Genomic DNA, 22,530 nt, shown 5'->3' with positions numbered 1-22,530 from the left:
GTTTTGATGCTGTTGGAACCGGTTATCCGCCAGTTTGCGCAGTTCGCGCGGCTGGACGAGGAATCCGTTGCTCCATGGATTCCGCTTTGCGAAGCCGCTGCCGCATGGATCGAGTCGATGCGTAAGCCGATCGTTCCGCCGGAGGGGGAATCTCCTCCGGTGGGAGAGGGGAAGCCCGATGAGGGAATGCCTCCGGAAGGGGAGGAAGTACCACCCATCGAGGATGGGACATCTCCGGCGGGAGAGGAGAAACCACCCACGGGGGGTGGGACACCTCCGGAAAGTGAAGCCCCCGAACCGGCAGACGATCCCCGTCTGGTGCTTGCCGCTGCGGGAGAAGCCTTTTATCAGTATTCGCTGGTTTCCTCCGGCGGAGAGGCGCAGAGCCTCAAGATCGGCGATATTTCGGTCTCCGAATCAAGCGGGAACGGAGGAAGCTCAGGTGCGCGTACTCTGCGGGACCTGCTGCTGGCCAAGGCTGCCGGCCTGCTCGAACCCGGGTTCGCCGGTCTCTGGCAGGTGGAAGGATGACCCCCGCTGCGCTGCGCGGGGCGATCGAACGGTGCGGCGAGCCGGTCCGTATCGTTCGGGATGGGGAGGTCTTCTCCTTCTTCGCCTGCATCCAGCCCCGGCCGCATACCAACCAGCTCGGCACCGGCGAGCCGGTTCTCCACTCCCGGTTCGGACGGGAGGACCCCCGTCAGTTCTATTATTACGGTCCGCCTGACGGGGGTGGGGAACTGGTCGAGAGCGGCACCATCCTCGAGACCGAAACAGCCCGCTATCTCGTGGTGACCTGCCATGAATTCCGGTTCCGGGGGGAGGCGGTCTATCGCTGGGCTTCCCTCAAACCTGCGGATCAGGAGGTAGACGATGGAACAGTTTTTATCCATTAAACGGGAGTTCGCTGAACTGCTCGCCGGGCAGTTCTCTCCCTATGGGGTAAGGGTGACCGGGGAGTTCCCCTCGGAATCCCACCGCAGGCCGGGCGGATGTGCGCTTGCTGTCGGGATTGACGGGGTTGGATTTCCCTCGGTCCCGTCCGGCGGCAGCCAGATCCAGCTCACCCTACGGTTCGATATTCTTTGTCCGGCCGGCCATTCCCCCGGCTGCCATGAGGTGTTCGAGCTGCTCTGCGGGGTGCTCGTCCCAAAACTCGGCATCCGGGAGGTCCACTGCGGGACCATCTCGTACGATAGGGGATTCGATGCGTTCTGCATGACCGCTACCGCTGTACTCGATGGGATACTCGCCGGAGCCGACCCCGACAGCGGCTCGTTCGACCGGATCATCATTCGTGCAAACATCAAATGACAGGAGGGGTTTTATGATCCAGATTCCAAATACCATGCGGCCGGGCGTATTTATCAGCAGCTCGGTGCGCGCGGCCGCTTCCGGAAACGCGGTCAGGACCGTTGCCGCCGTGGGGCAGGCCGGTGCGGATGCGCCGCAAGGCTGTACAGTCGTCCATACCCGGGAGGATGCCGCCGCGCTTGGCGAAAATTCCGCGCTCCAGCAGATGGTTTTTGCCCTGCTTGACGCGGGGTGTGCGCCGGTGCGGGCGGTTCCGGCCGGGGAGGACTATGCGGAGGCGTTCGACGCAATTGCCGGGATCGAAGAGGTCCGGGTGGTCGTTTCGGATGGAGGCGGCGAGGCGTTCGCTGCACATCTCGCTGAATGCAGAACCGCCGGTCGGGAACGGTTCGGGGTGCTCGCGGTTTCCGAGCCGGAGGACGCTGCCGCAATCGCCCGGCAGCTCAACTGCGAACGGCTGGCGGTCGCCTGCGACGGCGGGTCCTGCACCCTGCGTACCGCTGCCGCGTTCGCCGCGTTGATCGCTCGGGAAGGGGCCGCGGGCTGTTACAACGGCGCCGAACTGCCCTTCTCTGGCACCTTCGATGGCTCTCTCTCGGATGGCCAGGTGGGAATGCTGCTCGCTGCCGGCGTCACACCGTTTGAACAGGTGGGCGGTGTGGTCGAATGCATCCGCGCGGTGACCTCCCACACCCTTACAGACGGGTTGCCCGACCGCACCTTCTCCGCAGTCTCTACTGTGCTCGCGGTTGATGAGGTGGTTTCCGGGCTGCGGTACGCGGTGCGCGCCCGCCTGCGGGGAATGAAAAATTCCTCCGCTACCCGCGAGAGCATTGCGTCCCAGCTGACCGTCGAACTCGAGGCGAGGCGTCTCGAAGGGGTGATCGACAGCTTTCTGCCCCCGGTCGTTGCCGCACACCCGAAGGACCCGTCGGTCTGCGTGGCAACCCTCTCGTTCTCAATCGCGCCCGAGATCAGCCAGATCGTGATTTCGGCTGAAATTTCTATCTGAATGGAGGTGTCTGTATGGCATTGGTTTCTTTTCCTACCAGTAAGGATGTCTATATCGAGGTAGACGGGAAGCGGCTCGCTGCCGCACAGAGCTATAAGGCCAAAACCTCCCGGGAAAGCCGGTTCGTCGAGGCGTTCGGCTCGGATGAGCCGGTCGGGACGGTTGGGGGGCGGGTCAAGTACCTGATCGAGCTTTCCCGCGTGGTCATCTGCGGCGGCTCCGCGGCAGAAGTCCGGTTCCACAACCTTTCCAACTTCAATATCGTGGTGGTGCGCCCTGACCGCAAGATCATCTATTCCGGATGCGAATGGTCGGGCGTCGATGAGGCAATCGGTCTGAACGACCTTGTCTATGAGACGGTCACCGCAGTTGCTTCCTCGCGGATGGAGGTTGCACTTTGAGCCGGGCCGGTTGTCTCCCCGAAAACCGGTTCTCTGTCCCCTATCTGGGGCGGGACTTCCGGTTTCACCGCCGCTCCGCTTGGCAGGAATTGCAGTTTCCCGGTGCGGTCGAACGCCTGCTGGAACATCTCCCAGGGGCGGACCTTCCCGGCAGGCAGAAACAGGCGGTTGCGGGGAATGCGGTCCTGCTCTGGCAGGCGCTCGATGGGCCGGATGCTGCCGGTTCCCCCGAAGAGGTCCTGCGCCGGTTCAGTGCCGGCCAGATCGCTGACCTCGTCCGGCTCTATTTTGAGCCGGACGGCAGCGGGGAGGTCTGGTACGATGAGTGCGGCGTGAATGCGGGGTTTTCCGGTGAGGAGGGTGCGGTTTGAACGGCTATAACGTCAATGCGGACCTTGCAAAAAATCTCGAGGTTTACGCCAGATTCATCGAGGCGCGTTCTTCGGTCACCACCCCGGAAAAGCTCGACGTCCCAATGGTATGGGGGATGTATCTTGACACCACCCGACCGGTCGGTGAGCCAAGCCGCCTTTCTATGGAAATCTCCGGTTCAGAGGTGCCGCAGCTGCTCTCCGCTTCGGCCCCGGATGGTGGTCTGCCTCAAAGCTTCCATGCTTCGGTTCGGAACCCTCAGCAGCCGCAGGCGCTGTCCACTACCCTGCCGGAAGCCCGGATTCCCGATGCGCTGCCTGCTATGACGCAGGAAAGCCGGCTCCCCGAGCCGCTCGCCTTTTCGGTTCGGGAAACCGCCGGGCCGGGGGAATCCCTCGCATTTGACGGGGCCGAAGCGGACAGCGCCGAGACCGCTGTTTCGGTGACCTACCGTACTCCCGTCAGCGGTGATCTCGATCTGTTAGGGCTGGTCAATGACCGGCTCAAAACCCAGGCGCGCCGGTATCCGCATCCGCTTTCAAACGAGATGGACGCTTTCGGGTAAAGGAGGACTCTATTTGACCAATTTACAGTATAAAAACCATACCTTCCAGCCCAATCCCCGCAGGATCAGTGTTTCATATGTGCAGAATATCGCCGCGCATCTGCTGCCCGCTTACGGTACCCTCTCCCAGCCGCTCGGCCCGCGCTGCCGGGTCGTGCGGTGCGAAGGGGAGGTGTTCGACACCTCCAACGCTGACACCGCCGCTGCCAAACTGCGTGCCATTGCTGCGCTCTGTGATGACAGTGCATCCGGGATGCTCTATCTACCCACCGGCCAACAGTTCGAGGCGGTCGTCTCCCGGTTCAGCTATACCGCCCAGGGGGATGGGAGAATCCTCAGCTACGCGGTCGAATTTACCGAAACCGAGCGCAAGGGGGTGCAGGAGGAATGATCGACCCGGCAAAGCTGCGGTTTATCGCTTACGGTGCGAAGGACACCTTCACCTTTGACCACCCGGTCGAGTTCGAGCTGGTCAAGTCCTACGATTCGCCCGCCCAGTCGCTTGAGGCGGTGTTCCCCTGCGAGCAGGCGATGAACACCGAACTGATGCGTCTGCTCCTCTTTCACGGGGAACAGCGGCTGTTCTATGGGCTGGTCGATGAAACCTGCCTTTCCCATACCGACGAGGGGCGCAGGCTCAAGATCGCGGCCCGCAGTGTGGGCGCTCTCCTCCTCGATAACGAGGCGGTCCCCAAGCTCTACACCAATGTCTACCTGCGGGAGATCATCTCTGACCATCTCAGCCCGTACGGATTTCCCACCGTCATCGGGGTCGACAACCCGTTTTTCAGCCAGTACCAGATCGTCAAGGGCACCAGTGAATGGGAGGCGTTCTCCAACTTCTGCCGCAGTGCTGCGCGTGGTACCGCTTATCTCAACGATGAAGGGGATGTGATCTGTACCGTCAACCCGCCGCGCGGGAAAACCCTGCAAATCTCCAACCGCAGGGAGGACGCGATACACTACGCAAGCCTGCGGGTGGTCAACAACCGGTATGCACCGGTCAGCAAATTTCTCATCCGGGACAACAATGGGGCTTACAGCTACAGCTACACCAACCCGGAGGCTTCGACGCTCAATATCCAGCGGATCCGCTGCCTGATCCCCGGGCCGGAATACAGCGAGGGGACCGAGGGCGGCTGGCTGGACGGCAGGCTGCGGGTGAGAAGGTCGATGCTGGGCAAGCTGGTCATTACCGCGACCTGTCCCGGCCTGCTGGAGGCGGCTTTCGGTGACCGGGTCGATCTGGATGATGGGTACACCACCAGAAGCGGGCTGTTCGTCCAGCAGGTGCGGCACCGCCTCGGGGAAGGCGGCTATACCACCACGCTGACCCTGCTTGATATCAACTATGTGTGAAAGGGGAGGTCTCTTTGGATGTTTTACTGCGCGACGGGGATATGGTGATCGGGCACGACGGTTCCGCCCTTTCTGTCAGCGGTGCGCATGAGCTGCTCCAGCGTGCGGTTCTCCGGCTCGCGGTCCGCAGGGGCAGCCTGCCGCACGACCCTACTTTCGGGAGCAGGCTGCATCAGCTCGGCGGAGCGGACGGTTCCCTCAACCAAAAGGCGCTCGCCGCCTGCCGGGAGGCGCTTGCACCTATGTCCGGTGTGCGCGTCCGCTCTGCCGACTGCCAGTTCTCCCCCGATGCCGGACGGCTGCATGTCCGGGTCGGGTTGGAAGCCGGACACCAGAACTATCAGTTGGAGGTGACTGTATGAACTACGATCAGGAATATTACTACGAAAGGATGGCCGAGACCTATGCTGGTTTGACCGGCTTCCGCCCCAACCCCGCTTCGGATGTGGCTTTCCGGTTCCGCGCACTGGCGGTCCAGCTCTCCGCCCTCGCGGGACAGATCGAAGAGGCCCGTCTGGGGGCGTTTCCCGCGACCGCATCCGGCAAGACGCTTGATGCGCACGCCGCCCTTCGGGGGCTTTCCCGCCGGGAAGCCTGCCGCGCCAGCGGGATGCTGCGGTTTTCACGCAAACAGGCCGAAACTGCCTGTACGATCCCGGCAGGGTGCATCTGCGCCACTGCTGATGAGATCGAATATGAAACGGTTGCGGAAGGGCGGATGGAGCCGGGGGTTTCCGAGCTGCTGGTTCCCGCACAGGCGGTACATCCCGGTATTTCCGGAAATGCGGTCGCGGGTGCGGTCTGCCTGATCCGCTCTTACTGCGGGGAGGTCTCCGAAGTGGGCAACCCTGAACCCTTCTCGGGTGGCTTCGAGCGCGAAACCGACCAACATCTGCGCGCCCGTCTCGAATCGGCCTGCCGGGAGCCGAACAATGGCGCAAACAGGGGATTTTATATGGAACACGCGCTCGCCTGCCCTGGGGTGTATGATGCGGCGGTCAGCGGCCAGGGGGGCACTGTGACTGTTCTGGTTGCCGCGGAAGGGGATGCGCAGCTCTCCGACGAAACGATCTCCTCCCTTTCGGAGCAGCTCAATCGGCTGCGGGAGCCATGTACCACCGTTGCCGTGGCACGCGCAGAGGTTGTCCCCGTCAGGATTGATGTTGAGGCGGCCGCTGATGCCGCCGGGCGGGAACAGATCGCCGGTCTGCTCGCCCAGGAACTGAACTGCCGCCGGATCGGTCAGGGATGCACCCTCGCGCGGCTGGGGCAGGTGATTATGAATAGCGGTTTCGCCGAAAATTACCGGTTTGTCCTGCCTGCCGCCGATCTCACCCCCGGTGGCTCCCAAATCCTGCGGGCAGGGGAGATCGTTGTCAGGGAGATGGTCGGATGAGCCTGCTTTCTCAAACCGCTGCTCTCGGCATCTACGACCTGCGGCCGGGCAGTATGATCCGCTGTGAGATCGAATCGTATCAGGCCGCGCTTGATCTTCTGCCGCCCCTGCTTGCATCCGTCTCCAGCCTGCCCGACCGGATGTCCTCGGAGCAACTCGGCAGATGGTGCGCACTCTATGGATTTACACCCCCGGAGGGGATGAAGGAGGATGCGGTACGTCGGGCGCTCGCCGAATGCATCCGGGGGTGCGGATGGACAGTCCCCGAAATTGAGGGCTTTCTGGAACGGCTTGGGGCAGTCGTATCCATCGAAGAGCAGACGGGGCGCCTGATGGTACGCGGGGATTTTTCCCCCGGATTTTTTCCGGATGTTGAAACTCTGCTGCGCACGATCGGACAGCTCGCCCCTGCCGGGTTGGAGATTGCAAACGACCTCTATGGACTGAGCTGGGATGCGCTCGACCGGAAAGACTATACTGCGCAGATGCTCGACGACCGCGATATGACCTGGAACTGGTTCGAGACGTTTGCGCATCTGCTCTAAAGTGTTTCGCTCATTGCGATGAGCGACCAAAGGCTCTGCCTTTGGAATCCGCCACCTTTGAAAAGGTGGACGAAACTTCTTACGATAACCGAGAAGGAGGGTGTTTATGGCAAGTACAAATATGACCGAGCATCTCAAGCTGAACCAGTGGATTGGGTCTGACAAGCCCAAGATGGCCGACTTCAATGCCGATAACCGCAAGGTAGATCAGGCGGTCGGAAGCCACACTGCGGATCAGACGATGCATCTCACAGAGGCCGAGCGCGCCGCATGGAACAAGGCAATTCCGATTGTGGGGGGATACACCGGGGACGGTACTCCCATGCGGGCAGTCGAGATGGGGGTTGCGCCGCGGTTCGGCATCCTGTATGCAGTGGACAAGGTACCGATCGGCGCGACCGCTACCTCCGGGACGGTGGACGTTTATTCGGGATTTTTTTCCCAGACCGGATGCTCCCAGGGATTGATGCTCAATCCCGGGGATACCGCTTTTACAGCGCTCAACGTCCCGCAGGCAGTCTACGGGCGGATCGCCAAGCTCAATGAAAAAGATGTGAAATATGTGTATATCCTCTTTGCGTAGGGAAACAAAAACCGCCGGTCCTGTTTCTCAACAGGGCCGGCGGAACTGCGTCTTGTAGAATTATTCTACTTCGTAGAGTTTCTGGAGCCGCAGCAGGTGCTCGTACCGCGCCAGAGAGTTCTTCTCCGCCTCGGTGAACAGAGTCTCCGCACGATCCGGGAACGCTCTCGTCAGCGACGAGTAACGCGCCTCGCTCATGATGAAGTCTCTGTAGCTCGCCGACGGGGCTTTGCTGTCCAGCGTGAACGGGTTCTTGCCCTCTGCCTTGTTGGCCGGGTTGAACCGGAACATGTTCCAGTAGCCAGCGTCGACCGCTTTCTTCATCTCGCTCTGGCAGTTGGTCATGCCGCCCTTAATGCTGTGCATCTCGCAGGGCGAGTAACCGATGATCAGGGACGGGCCCGGATAAGCCTCTGCCTCGGTCAGTGCTTTGATCGTCTGGTTCATGTCAGCGCCCATCGCGATCTGCGCGACGTAGACATAACCATAGGACATTGCGATCTCTGCGAGGCTCTTCTTCGCAATCGCCTTACCGGAAGCAGCAAACTGCGCTACCTGGCCGATCTGCGAGGACTTGGATGCCTGGCCGCCGGTGTTGGAATAGACCTCGGTATCAAAGACCATGATGTTGATATCCTGACCGGAAGCCAGAACATGGTCAACACCGCCGAAGCCGATGTCGTATGCCCAGCCGTCGCCGCCGAATACCCAGACCGATTTCTTGGACAGGTACTCCTTGTGAGCGAGGATTTCCTGAACCAGCGCGCAGGCTGCGCAATCGCAGTAAGCCGCGCCGGACTCCTTCAGAGCCTGTGCATGGGCCTGCATCTCACCATGTTTATCGCCAAATACCTCTTTGCTGGCCGGGCTGGCGATGAACGCCAACACATCGTCAATCGTCATGAGGCCCTCTTCCAGAGCAGCAATATACTTTTTGGTCGCTTCCGCGTTTGCCTTGCCGTCGTTGACGGTATCCAGCCACGCCTGTGCAGCTTCTTTCAGCGGTGCATAGGTATGCTCAACCGCGATCAGCGCTTTGGTCTTTTCGATCATGCGGTCACGGATTGCGCTCTGGCCGAGCAGCATACCGAAGCCATGCTCTGCGTTATCCTCGAACAGCGAGTTCGCCCATGCCGGGCCGTGGCCCTCTTTGTTGACAGTGTACGGCGAAGTTGCCGCCGGACCGCCCCAGATCGAGGAGCATCCGGTTGCGTTGGAGATATACATTCTGTCGCCGAACAGCTGGGTGATGAGACGTGCATACGCGGTCTCCGCGCAGCCTGCGCACGAGCCGGAGAATTCAAGCAGCGGCTGTTTGAACTGGCTGCCCTTGACTGTCTCGACCGCTACCGGCATATCCGCCTTGGGCGCGACCTTCGCAACCATGTAATCGAATACCGGCTGCTGTGCCGCCTGGCTCTCCTGCGGCTTCATCTCGAGCGCCTTGACGCCCTTCTTGCCCGGGCAGACGCTGACGCAGACGCCGCATCCCATACAATCGAGCGGAGAAACGCTCATTGCGAATTTGTACTGTTTCGCACCGGTCATCTCGAGGGTCTTGGTTGCCTCCGGAGCGGCTGCGGCCTCCTCCTCGGTGAGTGCGAACGGACGGATGGTTGCGTGCGGGCAGACATACGAGCAGCGGTTACACTGGATGCAGTTTTCAGGCAGCCACTCGGGAACCGCCACCGCAACGCCGCGTTTCTCGTAAGCCGAGGCGCCCTGCTCGAAGGTACCGTCCGCGTGCGGGACAAACGCGCTGACCGGCAGGCTGTCGCCGTTCATCTTGGAGACCGGCTCCATGATGTCCTTGACCATCTTGACCAGCTCGGACTTGCCCTCAAGAGCTGCGCTGTCATTTGTATCCTGCGCATCCGCCCAGGAAGCCGGAACATCGATCTTGACGAACGCAGTGCCGCCCGCGTCGATCGCAGCATAGTTCATGTTGACAACGTCCATGCCCTTCTTCTCATAGGAATGCAGGGCCGCATCCTTCATATATTTGATCGCGTCCTCAGCGGGCATAACCTTCGCGAGTGCGAAGAACGCCGCCTGAAGGATGGTATTGGTGCGCTTGCCCATGCCGATCTTGATCGCGAGGTCGATCGCATTGACCGTGTAGAGCTGGATGTTGTTCTTGGCGATATACCGTTTTGCCTCGGCAGGCATATGGTGGTCAAGCTCCTCGGGGCTCCACTGGCAGTTGATCAGGAACACACCGCCCGGTTTGACGTCGTTGACCATCTTATAGCCCTTGACCACATAAGACGGGTTGTGGCAGGCAACAAAGTCTGCTTTGTTGATATAGTAGGGGCTCTTGATCGGCTTGTCGCCAAAACGCAGATGCGAAACGGTGATACCGCCGGTCTTTTTGGAGTCGTACTGGAAGTACGCCTGTACATATTTATCGGTGTGGTCGCCGATGATCTTGATCGAGTTCTTGTTCGCGCCGACCGTGCCGTCGCCGCCCAGACCCCAGAACTTGCACTCGATGGTGCCTTCCGCAGCGGTGTTCGGGGAGACCTCTTCCTCGAGCGAAAGGTTGGTCACGTCGTCGGTGATGCCGATGGTGAACTGCGGCTTCGGATCCGCCTTCGCAAGCTCTTTATAGACTGCGAATACGCTGGAGGGCGGGGTATCCTTGGAGCCGAGGCCGTAACGGCCGCCGATCACCTTGGTCGAGATGCCCGCCTGTGCAAGGGAGGTGACAACATCCAGATAGAGCGGCTCGCCCAGTGCGCCCGGCTCTTTGGTTCTGTCGAGGACAGCAATCGCTTTTGCGGTGGAGGGGATCGCTTCGATCAGTTTGGAGGAAACAAACGGACGGTAGAGACGTACCTTGACCAGACCGACCTTCTCGCCGGCAGCGGTCAGATAGTCGATGACCTCTTCTGCAACGTCGCAGATCGAACCCATTGCGATGATAACGCGCTCTGCATCCGGTGCGCCGTAGTAGTTGAAGAGTTTGTAATCGGTGCCCAGCTTCTCGTTGACCTTGCCCATGTACTCCTCGACCACTGCGGGCAGCTTCTCGTAGTACTCATTGCAGGCCTCACGATGCTGGAAGAAGATGTCGCCGTTCTCGTGGGAACCGCGCATCACAGGGCGCTCGGGGTTCAGAGCGCGTTTGCGGAACGCTTCCACTGCGTCGAAATCGAGCATCTCCGCCAGGTCTTTGTAATCCCAGATATCAATTTTCTGGATCTCGTGGGAAGTACGGAATCCGTCGAAGAAGTTGATGAACGGAACCCGGCCTTTGATCGACGCCAGATGTGCGACCGCGCCCAGATCCATGACCTCCTGCGTATTGGTCTCAGCCAGCATCGCAAAACCGGTCTGACGGCAGGCATAAACGTCCGAATGGTCGCCGAAGATGTTCAGCGCATGGGACGCAACCGTTCTCGCCGAAACGTGGAACACGCAGGGCAGCAGCTCGCCGGCGATCTTGTACATATTCGGGATCATCAGCAGCAGGCCCTGGGAAGCGGTGTAGGTGGTGGTCAGCGCGCCAGCGGCCAGAGAGCCGTGGACGGTGCCCGCAGCACCCGCCTCGGACTGCATCTCGACGACCTTTACCTCGGTGCCGAAGATGTTCTTCTGGCCCTTTGCCGCCCACTGGTCGACATTGTCCGCCATCGGGCTGGACGGTGTAATCGGGTAGATACCCGCTACTTCGGTAAACGCATAGCTGACATGCGCTGCCGCAGTATTACCGTCCATGGTTTTCTTTTTCCTTACGATTGCCATGTTTGTATTTCCTCCCTATTAAAAATAGTAACTAATTGGAAATTAGTCATGGAGACAAGACCCCTCACGGTCACTTCCCGCGAAAGAATCCATCTTCTTTAGATTTTACCATCTTTGTCCACTGTTGTAAACAGCATGTACAACAAAATTTATGATAATTTTCTGCAAAAAAGCGCAGATAAGACGAAAATTTCTTGTTTATTTATACACGCCCTTTCCGGCACTTTTTTCTTATTTTGCCCAACCTGCCACAAAAAATTGACAGCCGCCCTGAAAATGTTTATATTAGAGGTAATCAAACCTGTCTTTCAGGAACACTTTGGAGGAATTGAGATGATGGGAGAGTATCCCAGTTGGCCGTTGATCCTGTTCATGGCATTCTGCAACGCCTTTTTAACCGCCGGGCGCACCGCCCTCACCCAGCTGCCTGATGCAGAGGTCAAAAAGCTTGCTGCCTCCGAGCGGAAGAGAGACCGCCGGATCGCGCACGACCTCGAAAAACCTGCCGCGCTGCTTGAGGGCTGTAAGCTGGCGGGATTCTCCTGTACAGTTGTGACCTCGCTACTGCTCTGGTCGTATCTGGCGCGCAGCCTGTCGGCGCTTTTCCCTGTGGATGGCGCCCCGGTTTTCCTGCGATACACAGCGGTTTTTCTCGCCTGTGCGGTGCAGGTGCTGATCCTGGACGTGCTCTGCCTGCTGCTTCCCTACCGGATCGCCTGCCGTCACCCACAGCCGGTTGCGGCCGCGCTCGCCGGATTCTGCCGGATTGTTTCCCTGCTTTTCCGGCCGTTTGTCGCGTTCAACGGCGCGCTTGCCGAGCTGCTCGCCCGATTGGTCGGCTGTCCCGAGCCGCTTGAATCGGGGCAGGCCGCTGAAGAGGAAATCCGCATGATGGTGGATGTGGGCAGCGAAAAAGGGGAGATTGAACAGAGCGAAAAAGAGATGATTAACAATATTTTCGAGTTTGATGACCGGTGCGTTTCGGAGGTCATGACCCACCGTACCGATATGTGCGCCATCCCCAAAACCGCGACCCTTTCCGAAGTGGCGGCGCTCGCGCTCGAAAGTGGGTATTCCCGCATCCCGGTTTACGACGACAATGTTGATGCGATCCTTGGGATCGTCTATGTTAAGGACCTGCTCCGCTTGATCGAGCAGAGCAATGAGACCTTCGATCCTCAGAGCTATATGCGTCCGGCGCTGTTTGTGCCCGAAACCATGAGCTGTGTCGATCTGTTCAGCCAGTTTAAGGCAAAAAAGGTACAGGTTGCAATCGTAGTGGACGAATACGGCGGCACTGCTGGGATCGCGAGCATGGAAGACCTGCTCGAATCGATCGTTGGGAATATCCAGGACGAATACGACGACGAGGAAGAAGAGATCTTCAAACTAGGGGAGGACTGCTATGCGATCGGCGGAACTGTCCTGATCGATGATGTTGAACGGCTGTTCGGGATCACCCTTGCAGAGGACTCGGAGTATGACACGATCGGCGGGCTGCTGACCGACGTACTTGAACGGATCCCCGCCCCAGGGGAGCATCCGACGGTAGCGCTTGGCGAAGTGAAATTTACGGTCGTGGCCGTCTCCGACCGGCGGATCGTGCGGATTCGCGCTGAACGCTCCAAAACTTCCGCCCCCTCCTGAAGGCGCGGGGGCTCCGCCCCTCGACCCCGCCACCTTTGAAAAGGTGGACGAAACTTTTAAACAAGGAGCAGCTAAAAAGGTGCTCCTCATCTGCCGGGATGGGGCCTGCGGGGAGGGATCGCTGACCCCTCTCTGCAAGGCGCATCCTGCCCAGGTGTCGCGTGAACCGCGCTTCGGGCGCAACGCCCGAGAAATAACATGCGCATGGAAAAGCCCCCTCTACAAGTCTGTGGAAAGTCTTGAACAAATTCCAAGGGAAAAATCCAGAAAACCTTTTTGGACATGGAGGAATTACTCACAATATGCAACAAATTTTAGGTTATATCCGGCGCGCAATCACCGAGTATGGGATGATTCAGAACGGCGATACCATTGCGGTCGGTGTTTCAGGTGGAAAGGACAGCGTTGCTCTGCTTGTCGGACTTGCCCGCGTCCGCTCGTTCATTGGCATCGATTTCTCCCTCAAAGCCATCACGCTGGACAATCAATTCAACGGTCTCCCGTCCGATTATTCCAAAATCCAGCAACTCTGTGATGAATACGGGATTCCCTACCTGATCAGGCGTACTGATATCGGTTCGATCGTCTTCGACACCCGCAACGAGACCAACCCTTGCAGCCTCTGCGCCAGAATGCGCCGCGGACTGCTCCACGACACTACCAAAGCCCTTGGCTGCAACAAAATCGCGCTTGGCCACCACTACGACGACGCGGTGGAAACCTTCCTGATGAATCTGTTCCACGAAGGGCGGATCGGTTGTTTCTCCCCGGTTACCTACCTTTCCCGTAAAGACCTCACGATGATCCGGCCGCTTGTCTTTGCCCCCGAACGGGAGATCCGCAACGCAGTCAACCGCGCAGGGCTTCCGGTTGTCAAGAGTGCCTGCCCCGTCGATGGATGTACCGCTCGCCAGTCAGCTAAGGATCATTTAAACGATTTGGAAAAACTATATCCAGGCATTACAAAACGTATATTTGGAGCAATACGGAGGGGGAAGATCAGTGGATGGTAACTGGTTGCAGCGCACCGAACTTTTGATCGGTTCCGAAGGGCTTGCACGCCTGCAAAGCGCCAGGGTTGCCATACTGGGGTTGGGCGGGGTCGGTTCTGCCGCCGCAGAAGCGCTCTGCCGGGCTGGTGTGGGGCATCTGCTGCTGATCGACCATGACCGGGTGGACCTCACCAATCTGAACCGGCAGCTTGTCGCTACCCGGGAGGTGGTGGGGTGGCGCAAAACTGACGCACAGGAAAAGCGTTTGCGTTCGATCTGTCCGGAAGGGGATTTTACCTTCACCCCCGAATTTTATCTGCCCGAAAACCATGCCTTCCTGTTCGACTGGTCCCCCGCTTTTGTGGTGGATGCGATCGACACGGTTACCGCCAAGCTCCACCTCGCACAGGAATGCCAGACAAGGCATGTACCGCTGGTAACCTGTTTGGGCACCGGTAACCGGCTCGACCCTTCTCAGCTCCGGATTGGTGACATCTGCGAAACTGCTAATGGATGTGGCTGCGGACTTGCGCGGGTGATGCGCCGGGAGCTGAAAAAGCGCGGCGTGACTTCTCAGACTGTCCTCTACTCCCTCGAAACACCGCGTAAAACGGTCTGCCCAGACAGCCAGAACGGACGTCATGCTCCCGCAAGCATTGCATTTGTGCCGCCCGCCGCAGGGTATTTGATCGCATCTTACGTGGTGCGCCGCCTGCTTCAACTGGTGTAAGAACCTTGCTAAAAGCCAAAGTTTTTCTCGATTTTTTTGCTCCGGGGAGGGGTCGGGTGCCGCTTTTTCCCAAAACTAAAGTTTTACTCGATTTTTTTCAAAAAATCGCGGGGTCGAGGGGCAGAGCCCTCGCCGCTCGCCGCAGCGAGCGGAACGCTTTATCCTGTGAAGCGCTTTTTTCGGGTGAATTGCCGCGAAGCGGCAAGAGGGGGCTTTTTGCAAGTGAAAAAGCCCCCTGTCAAACATACTATCATCGATACCCTTCAAAACAGGCACCTATTCGCAGAAATGTTAGATTTTCTATTTGTAAAAATAAATATAAATATTCCAAAAAGTAAAAACGCAGAGGAAAATCCTCTGCGTTTTTTCATATCGCTTATATGGTTCAAACCAGCTCGATAATTGCCATCTCTGCGGCGTCACCGCGGCGAGGGCCGATCTTGACGATTCTGGTATACCCGCCCTTAGTCTCCTGATACTTAGGGGCGATCTCGTCAAACAGCTTCTTCGCGACATCCTCTTTCGTTACGAAAGAGAAAATCTGACGCTTGGAGTGGAGGTCGTTGGTTTTAGCCGTTGTAATCATCTTCTCGGTCATCGCACGAACTTCTTTTGCCCGCGTGACAGTGGTCTCGATCTTGCCGTTTTCCAGCAGGAAGGTGACCATCGCCCTGAGCATTGCCATTCTATGGCTGGAAGTTCTGCCGAGTTTTCTGGTTCCTGGCATCGAATTTCACTCCTTACCCAAAACTTTGCAGGCGCCTGGCGCCCGGATTATTCTTCGTCCTTAGAAAGGTCAAATCCCAGTGACTGTAACTTCCAGATAACCTCTTCCAACGATTTCTTTCCGAGGTTACGCACCTTCATCATCTCGTCCGGAGACTTGTTGATGAGGTCCGCCACGGTATTGACGCTGGCTCTCTTCAGACAGTTAAACGCGCGAACAGATAAGTCAAGCTCTTCAATGGTCATCTCAAGAAGTTTATCTTTACCGGTATCCTCTTTTTTGTCCATGATCTCGGTTGTGCTCACCTCATCCGAAAGGTCGACGAAGTGATTGAGTTGTCTATTGAGGATCTTGGCCGCCAGACTCACCGCCTCCTTCGCGGAGATGGTCCCGTCTGTCCAGACTTCAATCGTGAGTTTGTCATAGTCGGTTATCTGTTCTACCCGGGTGTTCTCCACCGTATAGTTGACCTTCAGCACCGGGGTGTAGATACTGTCAACCGCGATGGTTCCGATCGGAGCTTTCTCAAGCTCGGTATGCTTGTTGCGGTCGGCGGACACATAGCCCTGCCCTTTGCGCAGCGTAATCTCCATCGAGAGCTTGGCGCCCGCATCCAGCGTGGCGATGTGCATACTCGGGTCGAGTATCTCAACCTCCGAATCGCATTCGATGCTTCCGGCGGTCACTTCACACTCGCCCTGGGCCTCTATTCTCACCGTCTTGGGTTCATCGCAATACAGCTTTGCGGTAAGCCCCTTGATGTTGAGGATAATCTCAGTTACGTCTTCTTTCACTCCCGGGATTGTCGAGAATTCGTGCTGGACGCCGTCGATCTTCACAGAGATGACCGCAACACCAGGAAGAGAGGAAAGCAGCACACGGCGCAGGGCATTCCCCAGCGTGGTACCAAAACCTCTGTCCAGCGGTTCCGCCACAAATTTGCCGTAACTACCGTCAGACTTGAGCTCGACCGTCTCAATCTTGGGCTCTATGATTTTGACCATAATGGACCCTCCTTCTCCGGCGGAAACTCAATCCCCGCCTTGTCATTCTCGTTTCCCTAAAACCTTGCGCGGTCATGCGGCGGCGCGTATTGCTGCGCGCCTCCACATGATTACTTGCTGTACAACTCGACGATCAGGTGCTCCTCAACGTCGAGGTCGATGTCCTCGCGGTGCGGGAGTTCGATGACGCGGCCGGTCATTTTGGTCTTGTCGCAGTCCAGCCATTTTACAACCGGACGGGCAGACATCGCTTCGACAACCTCTTTGAGCTTGCCGCTCTTGGATGCCACCGCAACCAGATCGCCGGACTTGAGCAGGATCGAGGGGATATTGGCCTTTTTGCCGTTCACAGTGAAATGGTTATGCCGAACCAGCTGGCGTGCCTCTTTGCGGGAAGCCGCGAAGCCCAGACGGTAAACTACATTGTCCAGACGGCTCTCACAGATGCGCAGCAGGTTTTCACCGGTCATGCCGGACTGGCGCTCCGCCATATCGAAATATTTCTCGAACTGGCTCTCGAGAACCCCATAATAACGCTTGGCCTGCTGTTTGGCGCGGAGCTGGATTCCATATTCGGAGATCTTCTTACGCGCCTTGCCGTGTTGCCCGGGAACCGAAGCCCTGCGGGTGACGGCACACTTGTCGGTGTAGCATCTCTCGCCCTTGAGGAACAGCTTTTTGTTCTCGCGGCGGCAGAGCCTGCATACAGCGCCGGTATATCTTGCCATTGATTGCACCTCCTGAATGGTTTGGGCGGCGTGCGGGGCACGCTGCGGGATCAGATGCGTTTAGACGCGTCTTCTCTTGGGCGGACGGCATCCGTTGTGCGGGATGGGGGTCACGTCCTTAATCATGTTGACCTCGAGACCTGCTGCCTGCAATGCGCGGATTGCGGCTTCACGGCCCGAGCCAGGTCCTTTTACGAACACTTCGACCGTCTTGAGCCCATGTTCCATGGCAGCCTTTGCAGCGGTCTCCGCAGCGGTCTGCGCGGCATACGGGGTGCTCTTTCTGGAGCCTCTGAAGCCCAGCCCGCCAGCCGAAGCCCACGAAAGCGCGTTGCCCTGGGTGTCGGTGATGGTGACGATCGTATTGTTGAACGTGGACTGGATATGCGCCGCTCCGCGCTCGATGTTTTTGCGCTCGCGGCGTCTGCGAGTGGCTGTTTTTCTGGCAGTTGCTTTTGCCATCGTCTATATCCCTCCCTGATTATTTCTTCTTGTTGGCGATAGTCTTCTTGGGGCCTTTTCTGGTGCGCGCATTGGTCTTGGTTCTCTGCCCGCGGACAGGCAGACCCTTTCTGTGGCGCACGCCGCGGTAGCACCCGATCTCAACCATGCGCTTGATGTTCAGCGCGACCTCACGGCGGAGGTCACCCTCCACATGCAGGTTGTGGTCGATATAATCACGCAGCTTGGAAACGTCCTCCTCGGAAAGGTCCTTGACACGGATGTCCGGATTCACGCCGGTGGACGCAAGGATTTGCTGAGCGGTTTTGCGGCCTATACCAAAGATATAGGTCAAACCGATCTCGACCCGCTTTTCTCTCGGCAGGTCAACGCCAGCTATACGAGCCATACTTCTGTTACACCTCCATTATTCGGTTTTACACTTAGCCCTGACGCTGTTTGTGCTTGGGGTTTGCGCAGATAACCATGATACGGCCCTTGCGCTTGATGATCTTGCACTTTTCACAGATGGGCTTAACGGAAGGTCTTACTTTCATGAGAAATTACCTCCTTCTGCTCCCTTGGATGTTTCTTGCTTATTTGGAGCGCCAGGTAATGCGCCCCTTGGTCAGGTCGTACGGAGACATCTCCAGTGTGACCTTATCTCCCGGCAGGATACGGATAAAGTTCATCCGCAGCTTACCTGATATATGCGCTAAAAGCTGATGCCCGTTGGGCAGCTCCACCCGGAACTGCGCGTTGGGCAGGCTCTCTACGACGGTGCCTTCAATTTCGATGACATCTTCCTTAGACAAGCTCGTTTCCTCCCTCGCTCTCACCGCGGCATCCCCGCAGGAACGTCCGCAGCTTTTTATTGGTGGCTCCGCTGGAAAGGTCCAGCACAGCATTGGTTTTCCGGATGTGTTTCACACTCTTGCGCTTTGGCTTTTCCAGCAGCCGCACCTTGCCGTCGGCAAGCGCGACATGCCTCTTTTCCACCGAGACGACCACATAGAACCGCCCGGCGTCATGCCCTGCAATCGACTCGACCACGCTGCCCGTCTGGATCGGCATTCCTGGCACCCCCTATTCAGGCTGTGTCAGGATCACCGGCCCGCTTTCGGTGATCGCGATGGTGTGTTCGAAATGTGCGGCAAGCCCCTTGTCGGCGGTGACGATCGTCCATCCGTCCGAAAGCTCGCGGATCTCAGGGGAATGCTGGGTAATCATCGGCTCCACCGCGAGCACCATGCCCGCGACCAGCCGCACCCCATGTCCCGGACGCCCGTAGTTGGGCACCTCCGGGGCCTCGTGCAGGTTCCGGCCGACGCCATGCCCGACATATTCGTGCACCACGCCGAACCCGCGTTCCTCCACATAGGACTGCACCGCACTGCCAATGTCACCGATCCGCGCACCCACCCGCATCACCGCAAGAGCGGCCTGCAGGCTTTCGCGGGTGGCATCCATCAGCGTCTGGGCCTGCGTATCCACCGCGCCGACCGCGAAGGTCGCAGCCGTGTCCCCGTGGTATCCGTCATACAGGGCGCCTACGTCGATGCTGACGATGTCGCCTTCTCTGAGAATCCGTTTACCGGGGATCCCGTGGATAACCTCTTCATTCACCGAGATGCACGCGCTGCCCGGAAAACCACCATACCCCAGAAACGAGGGTTTGGCTCCCTTTGAAACAATAAACCTTTTGATGGCCCGGTCAACCTCGCCGGTGGTAACCCCCGGACGGATCGCCGCGCCGCCTGCCTGCAAAGCCTGCGCAGCGATCGCGCCGGCCTTGCGCATTTTTGCAAGCTCTTTGGAAGTTTTCAGTGTGACCATTGCCATGCTATTAAGCCTCCAGCGCGGCCAGCACCAGACGGGATGTGTCGGAGACCTCACCCTGTCCCTGCACGATGACCAGCTTGCCCGCTTTTTCGTAGAACGCTTTGAGCGGTTCGGTCTGCTGATGGTAGGTCTCGAGGCGTTCGAGCACAGTCTCCGGCTTATCATCCTTGCGGACCACCGTATTCCCGCCGCACTTGTCGCAGATACCCTCCTGCTTGGAAGGGTTGTGCTCGACATGGTAGCTCGCGCCGCACTTCTCGCAGACACGTCTGCCCGAGAGCCGCTGGATAATCGCCTGATCGGAAACTTCGATGTCAACCACCCGGTCGATCTCGATCCCCATCCGGCCGAGCGCCTCTGCCTGCGGGACGGTGCGCGGGAACCCATCGAGGATAAACCCGTTTTTGCAGTCGTCCTGCTGAAGACGCTCTTCAATGATCCCGATTACGACCTCATCAGGCACCAGTGCGCCGCTGTCCATATAGGACTTGGCCTTCAGGCCCATTTCGGTCCCGTTCCGGAGCGCCTCACGGATGATGTTCCCTGTGCTGACTGCCGGAATCTGCAAATGTTCGCGGATGACCTCCGCCTGAGTGCCCTTGCCGGCACCCGGAGCGCCGAGGAGAATCAGTTTCATAACCCTAACCTCACTTTTCTATTCAAGGAAACCTTTGTAGTGACGCATCATCATCTGGGATTCGAGCTGGCGGAAGGTATCGAGTGCAACGCCAACCACGATGATGACCGAGGTACCGCCGAGCGAAACGTTCAGCCCCGGGGTAAACTTCCCGAGCAGGATCGGCAGGGTGGCGACAATGCCGAGGAACAGACCGCCGATCAGGGTAATTTTCGCGATGATCCTTGCGATAAAATCGGAAGTGGGCCGGCCCGGACGGATGCCCGGGATGGTGCCGCTGTTGTTGCGCAGGTTGTTGCTCATCTCGATCGGGTTATACTGGATCGCAACATAGAAGTAGTTGAACGCCAGGATCAGTACGAAATAGAGCACTGCATAAAGGATGGTGTTGGTATTGAACGAATAGAGCATCCTGCCCGCGAAGCTGTTGGGATCGGGGCTGGTGAATGCCGCGATGGTGCCGGGGATCGCGAGCAGCGAAGATGCAAAGATGATCGGCATAACGCCCGACATGTTTACCTTCACCGGGATGAAGGTCGACTGGCCGCCGTACATCTTGCGTCCGACCACCCGCTTGGCATACTGCACCGGGATCCGCCGCTCGGCGTTGGTCATAATGATGATCGCCACGATCAGCACCAGGAAAAGCGCGACCATAAAGACGACCGAGACCATGCTCGAGAAGCTGTACTCGTTCAGGCGGATATACCGTCCGAACCCGACCACTGCGGAAGGCCCGCGGGAAACGATGCCCGAGAAGAGGATGAGCGAAATGCCGTTCCCAATCCCGTTTTCATCGATCCGCTCACCGAGGTAGACGATCAGCAGCGCGCCGCCGACAAAGGTGCTGATGATAACCAGCGCGGAAAATACCCCTGCAAAGCCGGAAGTATAGTTGACCGCATGGAACTGGTTGCGCAGCATGGTGTAGTAGGCGAACGCCTGGAGCAGGGCAAGCCCGAGGGTGGTATACCGGGTGATCTTGTTGATCTTTTTACGTCCGTCCTCGCCCTCTTTGGCCAGCCGTTCGAGCGCAGGGATCGCGACGGTGAGCAGCTGGATAACGATGGACGAGGTGATATACGGGGTGATCGAGAGTGCGAAGATGGTCGCGCTGGCAAATGCACCGCCCGAGAGGATGTCGAGATAGCCGAGCAGGCTGCCCGCCGAAACCATCTGGTTGAGCGCGGAGGCGTCGAGGAACGGCACCGGTACGGCCGCGCCAAGCCGGAACAGAATAATAATCATCAGGGTGTAGACAATCTTCTTCTTCAGCTCCGGGATACGCCACGCATTCCTCAGGGTTGTGAACATCTTACTTCACCTCGGCCTTCCCGCCTGCTTTCTCGATTTTCTCTTTGGCAGACGAAGAAAAAGCTGCACAGTTGACAGTAAGTTTTTTGGTCAGTTCACCGTTCCCGAGGACTTTAACGCCATCAAGCGTCTTTTTCAGCAGGCCCGCTTCAACGATCGCCTGCTCATCGACAACCGCGCCGTCCTCAAACCGCTGCTCGAGGTCGGAAACGTTGACTGTTGCATACCGGGTTGCAAAGATGTTGTTAAAGCCGCGCTTCGGAACACGCCTCTGGAGCGGCATCTGACCGCCCTCGAAACCGGGCCGCACGCCGCCGCCCGAACGGGCCTTCTGGCCTTTATGGCCTTTGCCGGCGGTCTTTCCGTTGCCGGAACCGTGGCCGCGGCCTTTGCGGAATACGTCGCGGTTGGAACCGGGCGCCGGGGAAAGTTCATGCAATTTCATGGTTGGCTGCACCTCCTTGCTTAGTTTTCGGTAACCTCAATGAGGTGGGAAATTTTCGCGATTTTGCCTTTGGTGGCAGCATTGTCCGGCTGGACAGTCTCGTTGCCGATCTTACGCAGCCCGAGGGACTCGGCGGTGGCAATCTGATCGTCTTTTCTGCCGACAAGGCTCTTCACGAGCTTGATTTTGAGCTGTGCCATCTTGCCCGCCTCCTTATCCTATAATATCCTTCACGGCTTTGCCGCGGGTGGCTGCGACCTGCTCTGCATCACGCAGGGCGCACAGCCCCTGGATCGTCGCGGAAACCACGTTGCAGGGGTTGTTGGAACGCAGGGACTTGGTACGGATGTCCCGGATGCCCGCAACCTCGAGCACCGCACGCACCGGGCCGCCCGCGATAACGCCGGTACCTTGCGGAGCCGGTTTCATCAGGACTCTGCCCGCGCCGAACACGCCGATGATCTCGTGCGGAATGGTGGTGCCTTTGAGCGAGATCTTGTGCAGGTTTTTCTTTGCGTCCTCAATACCCTTGCGAATTGCGTCGGGTACCTCGCCCGCTTTGCCAAGCCCGAAGCCCACAGTGCCGTTGCCGTCGCCGACTACGACCAGAGCCGCAAACTTGAAGATACGACCGCCTTTTACCGTTTTGGAAACGCGGTTGATCGCTACTACTCTCTCTTTCAGATCGAGATTTGTTGCATCAATAAGAGCCAAAAGTATCCCTCCTTA

General features: G+C 58.3%; 31 protein-coding genes. 16 read left to right on the top strand and 15 right to left on the bottom strand.

Annotated elements, in window-relative coordinates; genetic code table 11:
- Window positions 1-3: 3 nt before the first annotated feature.
- The 13 genes from C814_RS21745 (at window position 4) to C814_RS22715 (ending at window position 7,547) form a co-directional block, all read left to right on the top strand.
- Entirely contained in the window at window positions 4-531 is a 528-nt protein-coding gene (locus tag C814_RS21745; protein ID WP_207637144.1) for a hypothetical protein, read from the top strand.
- Window positions 528-896 (top strand): hypothetical protein, encoded by a 369-nt coding sequence (locus tag C814_RS21740; RefSeq protein WP_016317618.1) that lies wholly within the window; start codon window positions 528-530, stop codon window positions 894-896. The genes C814_RS21745 and C814_RS21740 overlap by 4 nt, the downstream gene beginning before the upstream one ends.
- Entirely contained in the window at window positions 874-1,314 is a 441-nt protein-coding gene (locus C814_RS21735) for a hypothetical protein (protein WP_016317617.1), read from the top strand. The genes C814_RS21740 and C814_RS21735 overlap by 23 nt, the downstream gene beginning before the upstream one ends.
- 13 nt (window positions 1,315-1,327) lie before the next feature.
- The gene (locus C814_RS21730) at window positions 1,328-2,326 is read left to right on the top strand and encodes a hypothetical protein (protein WP_016317616.1); all 999 of its coding nucleotides are present in this window, start codon (window positions 1,328-1,330) and stop codon (window positions 2,324-2,326) included.
- Between the two features lie 14 nt (window positions 2,327-2,340).
- Window positions 2,341-2,727, top strand: coding sequence for a hypothetical protein (locus C814_RS21725; RefSeq protein WP_016317615.1), 387 nt, complete (start codon window positions 2,341-2,343; stop codon window positions 2,725-2,727).
- A complete protein-coding gene (locus tag C814_RS21720; protein ID WP_016317614.1) occupies window positions 2,724-3,098 on the top strand; it encodes a hypothetical protein in 375 nt (124 codons plus the stop codon). Before C814_RS21725 ends, C814_RS21720 begins: the two co-directional genes overlap by 4 nt.
- The gene (locus tag C814_RS21715) at window positions 3,095-3,664 is read left to right on the top strand and encodes a hypothetical protein (protein ID WP_016317613.1); all 570 of its coding nucleotides are present in this window, start codon (window positions 3,095-3,097) and stop codon (window positions 3,662-3,664) included. Before C814_RS21720 ends, C814_RS21715 begins: the two co-directional genes overlap by 4 nt.
- Window positions 3,665-3,677: 13 nt before the next feature.
- A complete protein-coding gene (locus C814_RS21710) occupies window positions 3,678-4,055 on the top strand; it encodes a hypothetical protein (protein ID WP_016317612.1) in 378 nt (125 codons plus the stop codon).
- On the top strand, window positions 4,052-5,023 hold the full coding sequence (locus tag C814_RS21705) for a hypothetical protein (RefSeq protein ID WP_016317611.1): 972 nt from the start codon (window positions 4,052-4,054) through the stop codon (window positions 5,021-5,023). The genes C814_RS21710 and C814_RS21705 overlap by 4 nt, the downstream gene beginning before the upstream one ends.
- Window positions 5,024-5,037: 14 nt before the next feature.
- Complete coding sequence (locus tag C814_RS24370) at window positions 5,038-5,385, top strand: hypothetical protein (protein ID WP_016317610.1); 348 nt, start codon at window positions 5,038-5,040, stop codon at window positions 5,383-5,385.
- Window positions 5,382-6,419, top strand: coding sequence for a baseplate J/gp47 family protein (locus tag C814_RS22720; protein WP_016317609.1), 1,038 nt, complete (start codon window positions 5,382-5,384; stop codon window positions 6,417-6,419). The genes C814_RS24370 and C814_RS22720 overlap by 4 nt, the downstream gene beginning before the upstream one ends.
- Window positions 6,416-6,964, top strand: a complete 549-nt coding sequence (locus C814_RS21700; RefSeq protein WP_016317608.1) for a hypothetical protein — start codon at window positions 6,416-6,418, stop codon at window positions 6,962-6,964. The genes C814_RS22720 and C814_RS21700 overlap by 4 nt, the downstream gene beginning before the upstream one ends.
- A 106-nt stretch (window positions 6,965-7,070) precedes the next feature.
- Complete coding sequence (locus tag C814_RS22715) at window positions 7,071-7,547, top strand: hypothetical protein (RefSeq protein WP_016317607.1); 477 nt, start codon at window positions 7,071-7,073, stop codon at window positions 7,545-7,547.
- A gap of 60 nt (window positions 7,548-7,607) precedes the next feature.
- Here the strand turns inward: C814_RS22715 and nifJ are convergent, their stop codons facing one another.
- Entirely contained in the window at window positions 7,608-11,288 is a 3,681-nt protein-coding gene (gene nifJ / locus C814_RS21695) for a pyruvate:ferredoxin (flavodoxin) oxidoreductase (RefSeq protein WP_037376460.1), read from the bottom strand.
- Window positions 11,289-11,627: 339 nt separating this feature from the next.
- Between nifJ and C814_RS21690 the strand changes: the two genes are divergently transcribed.
- From C814_RS21690 to C814_RS21680, 3 genes are all read left to right on the top strand, one after another.
- The gene (locus C814_RS21690; RefSeq protein ID WP_016317605.1) at window positions 11,628-12,941 is read left to right on the top strand and encodes a hemolysin family protein; all 1,314 of its coding nucleotides are present in this window, start codon (window positions 11,628-11,630) and stop codon (window positions 12,939-12,941) included.
- A 302-nt stretch (window positions 12,942-13,243) separates the two neighbouring features.
- On the top strand, window positions 13,244-13,954 hold the full coding sequence (locus tag C814_RS21685) for a PP-loop family protein (RefSeq protein ID WP_016317604.1): 711 nt from the start codon (window positions 13,244-13,246) through the stop codon (window positions 13,952-13,954).
- Window positions 13,944-14,663, top strand: coding sequence for a tRNA threonylcarbamoyladenosine dehydratase (locus C814_RS21680; RefSeq protein WP_016317603.1), 720 nt, complete (start codon window positions 13,944-13,946; stop codon window positions 14,661-14,663). Before C814_RS21685 ends, C814_RS21680 begins: the two co-directional genes overlap by 11 nt.
- A gap of 385 nt (window positions 14,664-15,048) precedes the next feature.
- Here C814_RS21680 and rplQ read toward each other — a convergent pair whose 3' ends face one another.
- The 14 genes from rplQ to rpsE all read right to left on the bottom strand — a co-directional run bounded on the left by rplQ (window position 15,049) and on the right by rpsE (window position 22,515).
- A complete protein-coding gene (rplQ, locus tag C814_RS21675; protein WP_016317602.1) occupies window positions 15,049-15,390 on the bottom strand; it encodes a 50S ribosomal protein L17 in 342 nt (113 codons plus the stop codon).
- A 47-nt stretch (window positions 15,391-15,437) separates the two neighbouring features.
- Window positions 15,438-16,394, bottom strand: coding sequence for a DNA-directed RNA polymerase subunit alpha (locus tag C814_RS21670; protein ID WP_016317601.1), 957 nt, complete (start codon window positions 16,392-16,394; stop codon window positions 15,438-15,440).
- Between the two features lie 110 nt (window positions 16,395-16,504).
- Window positions 16,505-17,122, bottom strand: a complete 618-nt coding sequence (gene rpsD / locus C814_RS21665) for a 30S ribosomal protein S4 (protein ID WP_016317600.1) — start codon at window positions 17,120-17,122, stop codon at window positions 16,505-16,507.
- A 60-nt stretch (window positions 17,123-17,182) separates the two neighbouring features.
- On the bottom strand, window positions 17,183-17,584 hold the full coding sequence (rpsK, locus tag C814_RS21660) for a 30S ribosomal protein S11 (protein WP_016317599.1): 402 nt from the start codon (window positions 17,582-17,584) through the stop codon (window positions 17,183-17,185).
- A gap of 19 nt (window positions 17,585-17,603) precedes the next feature.
- Window positions 17,604-17,972, bottom strand: a complete 369-nt coding sequence (rpsM, locus tag C814_RS21655; protein WP_016317598.1) for a 30S ribosomal protein S13 — start codon at window positions 17,970-17,972, stop codon at window positions 17,604-17,606.
- A 34-nt stretch (window positions 17,973-18,006) separates the two neighbouring features.
- Window positions 18,007-18,120, bottom strand: coding sequence for a 50S ribosomal protein L36 (rpmJ, locus tag C814_RS21650; RefSeq protein ID WP_016317597.1), 114 nt, complete (start codon window positions 18,118-18,120; stop codon window positions 18,007-18,009).
- 39 nt (window positions 18,121-18,159) lie between these two features.
- Complete coding sequence (gene infA / locus C814_RS21645) at window positions 18,160-18,378, bottom strand: translation initiation factor IF-1 (protein ID WP_006873261.1); 219 nt, start codon at window positions 18,376-18,378, stop codon at window positions 18,160-18,162.
- The gene (locus tag C814_RS21640) at window positions 18,371-18,637 is read right to left on the bottom strand and encodes a KOW domain-containing RNA-binding protein (RefSeq protein ID WP_016317596.1); all 267 of its coding nucleotides are present in this window, start codon (window positions 18,635-18,637) and stop codon (window positions 18,371-18,373) included. Before C814_RS21640 ends, infA begins: the two co-directional genes overlap by 8 nt.
- A 12-nt stretch (window positions 18,638-18,649) precedes the next feature.
- The gene (gene map / locus C814_RS21635) at window positions 18,650-19,399 is read right to left on the bottom strand and encodes a type I methionyl aminopeptidase (RefSeq protein WP_031219996.1); all 750 of its coding nucleotides are present in this window, start codon (window positions 19,397-19,399) and stop codon (window positions 18,650-18,652) included.
- 10 nt (window positions 19,400-19,409) lie between these two features.
- The gene (locus C814_RS21630) at window positions 19,410-20,042 is read right to left on the bottom strand and encodes an adenylate kinase (protein ID WP_016317594.1); all 633 of its coding nucleotides are present in this window, start codon (window positions 20,040-20,042) and stop codon (window positions 19,410-19,412) included.
- Between the two features lie 18 nt (window positions 20,043-20,060).
- On the bottom strand, window positions 20,061-21,356 hold the full coding sequence (gene secY, locus C814_RS21625) for a preprotein translocase subunit SecY (RefSeq protein ID WP_016317593.1): 1,296 nt from the start codon (window positions 21,354-21,356) through the stop codon (window positions 20,061-20,063).
- Between the two features lies 1 nt (window position 21,357).
- A complete protein-coding gene (gene rplO, locus C814_RS21620) occupies window positions 21,358-21,801 on the bottom strand; it encodes a 50S ribosomal protein L15 (protein ID WP_016317592.1) in 444 nt (147 codons plus the stop codon).
- A 20-nt stretch (window positions 21,802-21,821) separates the two neighbouring features.
- Window positions 21,822-22,001 carry a 50S ribosomal protein L30 gene (rpmD, locus tag C814_RS21615; RefSeq protein ID WP_016317591.1) on the bottom strand — a complete coding sequence of 60 codons (180 nt, stop codon included), beginning with the start codon at window positions 21,999-22,001 and terminating at the stop codon, window positions 21,822-21,824.
- Window positions 22,002-22,014: 13 nt separating this feature from the next.
- Entirely contained in the window at window positions 22,015-22,515 is a 501-nt protein-coding gene (gene rpsE, locus C814_RS21610) for a 30S ribosomal protein S5 (RefSeq protein ID WP_016317590.1), read from the bottom strand.
- Window positions 22,516-22,530 lie beyond the last annotated feature (15 nt).

It is taken from the genome of Anaerotruncus sp. G3(2012) (assembly GCF_000403395.2).
Classification (GTDB): Bacteria; Bacillota; Clostridia; order Oscillospirales; family Ruminococcaceae; genus Anaerotruncus.
This window is presented reverse-complemented; position numbering and strand designations above follow the sequence as displayed.

Coding starts and splice junctions, on each gene's coding strand:
- rpsK (WP_016317599.1), bottom strand. CDS start 17,584: ATGGCAAAAGCAACTGCCAGAAAAACAGCCACTCGCAGACGCCGCGAG.
- C814_RS21700 (WP_016317608.1), top strand. CDS start 6,416: ATGAGCCTGCTTTCTCAAACCGCTGCTCTCGGCATCTACGACCTGCGG.
- C814_RS21725 (WP_016317615.1), top strand. CDS start 2,341: ATGGCATTGGTTTCTTTTCCTACCAGTAAGGATGTCTATATCGAGGTA.
- C814_RS21740 (WP_016317618.1), top strand. CDS start 528: ATGACCCCCGCTGCGCTGCGCGGGGCGATCGAACGGTGCGGCGAGCCG.
- map (WP_031219996.1), bottom strand. CDS start 19,399: ATGGTCACACTGAAAACTTCCAAAGAGCTTGCAAAAATGCGCAAGGCC.
- rplO (WP_016317592.1), bottom strand. CDS start 21,801: ATGAAATTGCATGAACTTTCCCCGGCGCCCGGTTCCAACCGCGACGTA.
- C814_RS22720 (WP_016317609.1), top strand. CDS start 5,382: ATGAACTACGATCAGGAATATTACTACGAAAGGATGGCCGAGACCTAT.
- rpsM (WP_016317598.1), bottom strand. CDS start 17,972: ATGGCTCGTATAGCTGGCGTTGACCTGCCGAGAGAAAAGCGGGTCGAG.
- secY (WP_016317593.1), bottom strand. CDS start 21,356: ATGTTCACAACCCTGAGGAATGCGTGGCGTATCCCGGAGCTGAAGAAG.
- rplQ (WP_016317602.1), bottom strand. CDS start 15,390: ATGCCAGGAACCAGAAAACTCGGCAGAACTTCCAGCCATAGAATGGCA.
- C814_RS21640 (WP_016317596.1), bottom strand. CDS start 18,637: ATGCCGATCCAGACGGGCAGCGTGGTCGAGTCGATTGCAGGGCATGAC.
- C814_RS21670 (WP_016317601.1), bottom strand. CDS start 16,394: ATGGTCAAAATCATAGAGCCCAAGATTGAGACGGTCGAGCTCAAGTCT.
- C814_RS21705 (WP_016317611.1), top strand. CDS start 4,052: ATGATCGACCCGGCAAAGCTGCGGTTTATCGCTTACGGTGCGAAGGAC.
- C814_RS21685 (WP_016317604.1), top strand. CDS start 13,244: ATGCAACAAATTTTAGGTTATATCCGGCGCGCAATCACCGAGTATGGG.
- C814_RS21690 (WP_016317605.1), top strand. CDS start 11,628: ATGATGGGAGAGTATCCCAGTTGGCCGTTGATCCTGTTCATGGCATTC.
- rpmJ (WP_016317597.1), bottom strand. CDS start 18,120: ATGAAAGTAAGACCTTCCGTTAAGCCCATCTGTGAAAAGTGCAAGATC.
- C814_RS21735 (WP_016317617.1), top strand. CDS start 874: ATGGAACAGTTTTTATCCATTAAACGGGAGTTCGCTGAACTGCTCGCC.
- rpmD (WP_016317591.1), bottom strand. CDS start 22,001: ATGGCACAGCTCAAAATCAAGCTCGTGAAGAGCCTTGTCGGCAGAAAA.
- rpsD (WP_016317600.1), bottom strand. CDS start 17,122: ATGGCAAGATATACCGGCGCTGTATGCAGGCTCTGCCGCCGCGAGAAC.
- C814_RS21730 (WP_016317616.1), top strand. CDS start 1,328: ATGATCCAGATTCCAAATACCATGCGGCCGGGCGTATTTATCAGCAGC.
- C814_RS22715 (WP_016317607.1), top strand. CDS start 7,071: ATGGCAAGTACAAATATGACCGAGCATCTCAAGCTGAACCAGTGGATT.
- C814_RS21630 (WP_016317594.1), bottom strand. CDS start 20,042: ATGAAACTGATTCTCCTCGGCGCTCCGGGTGCCGGCAAGGGCACTCAG.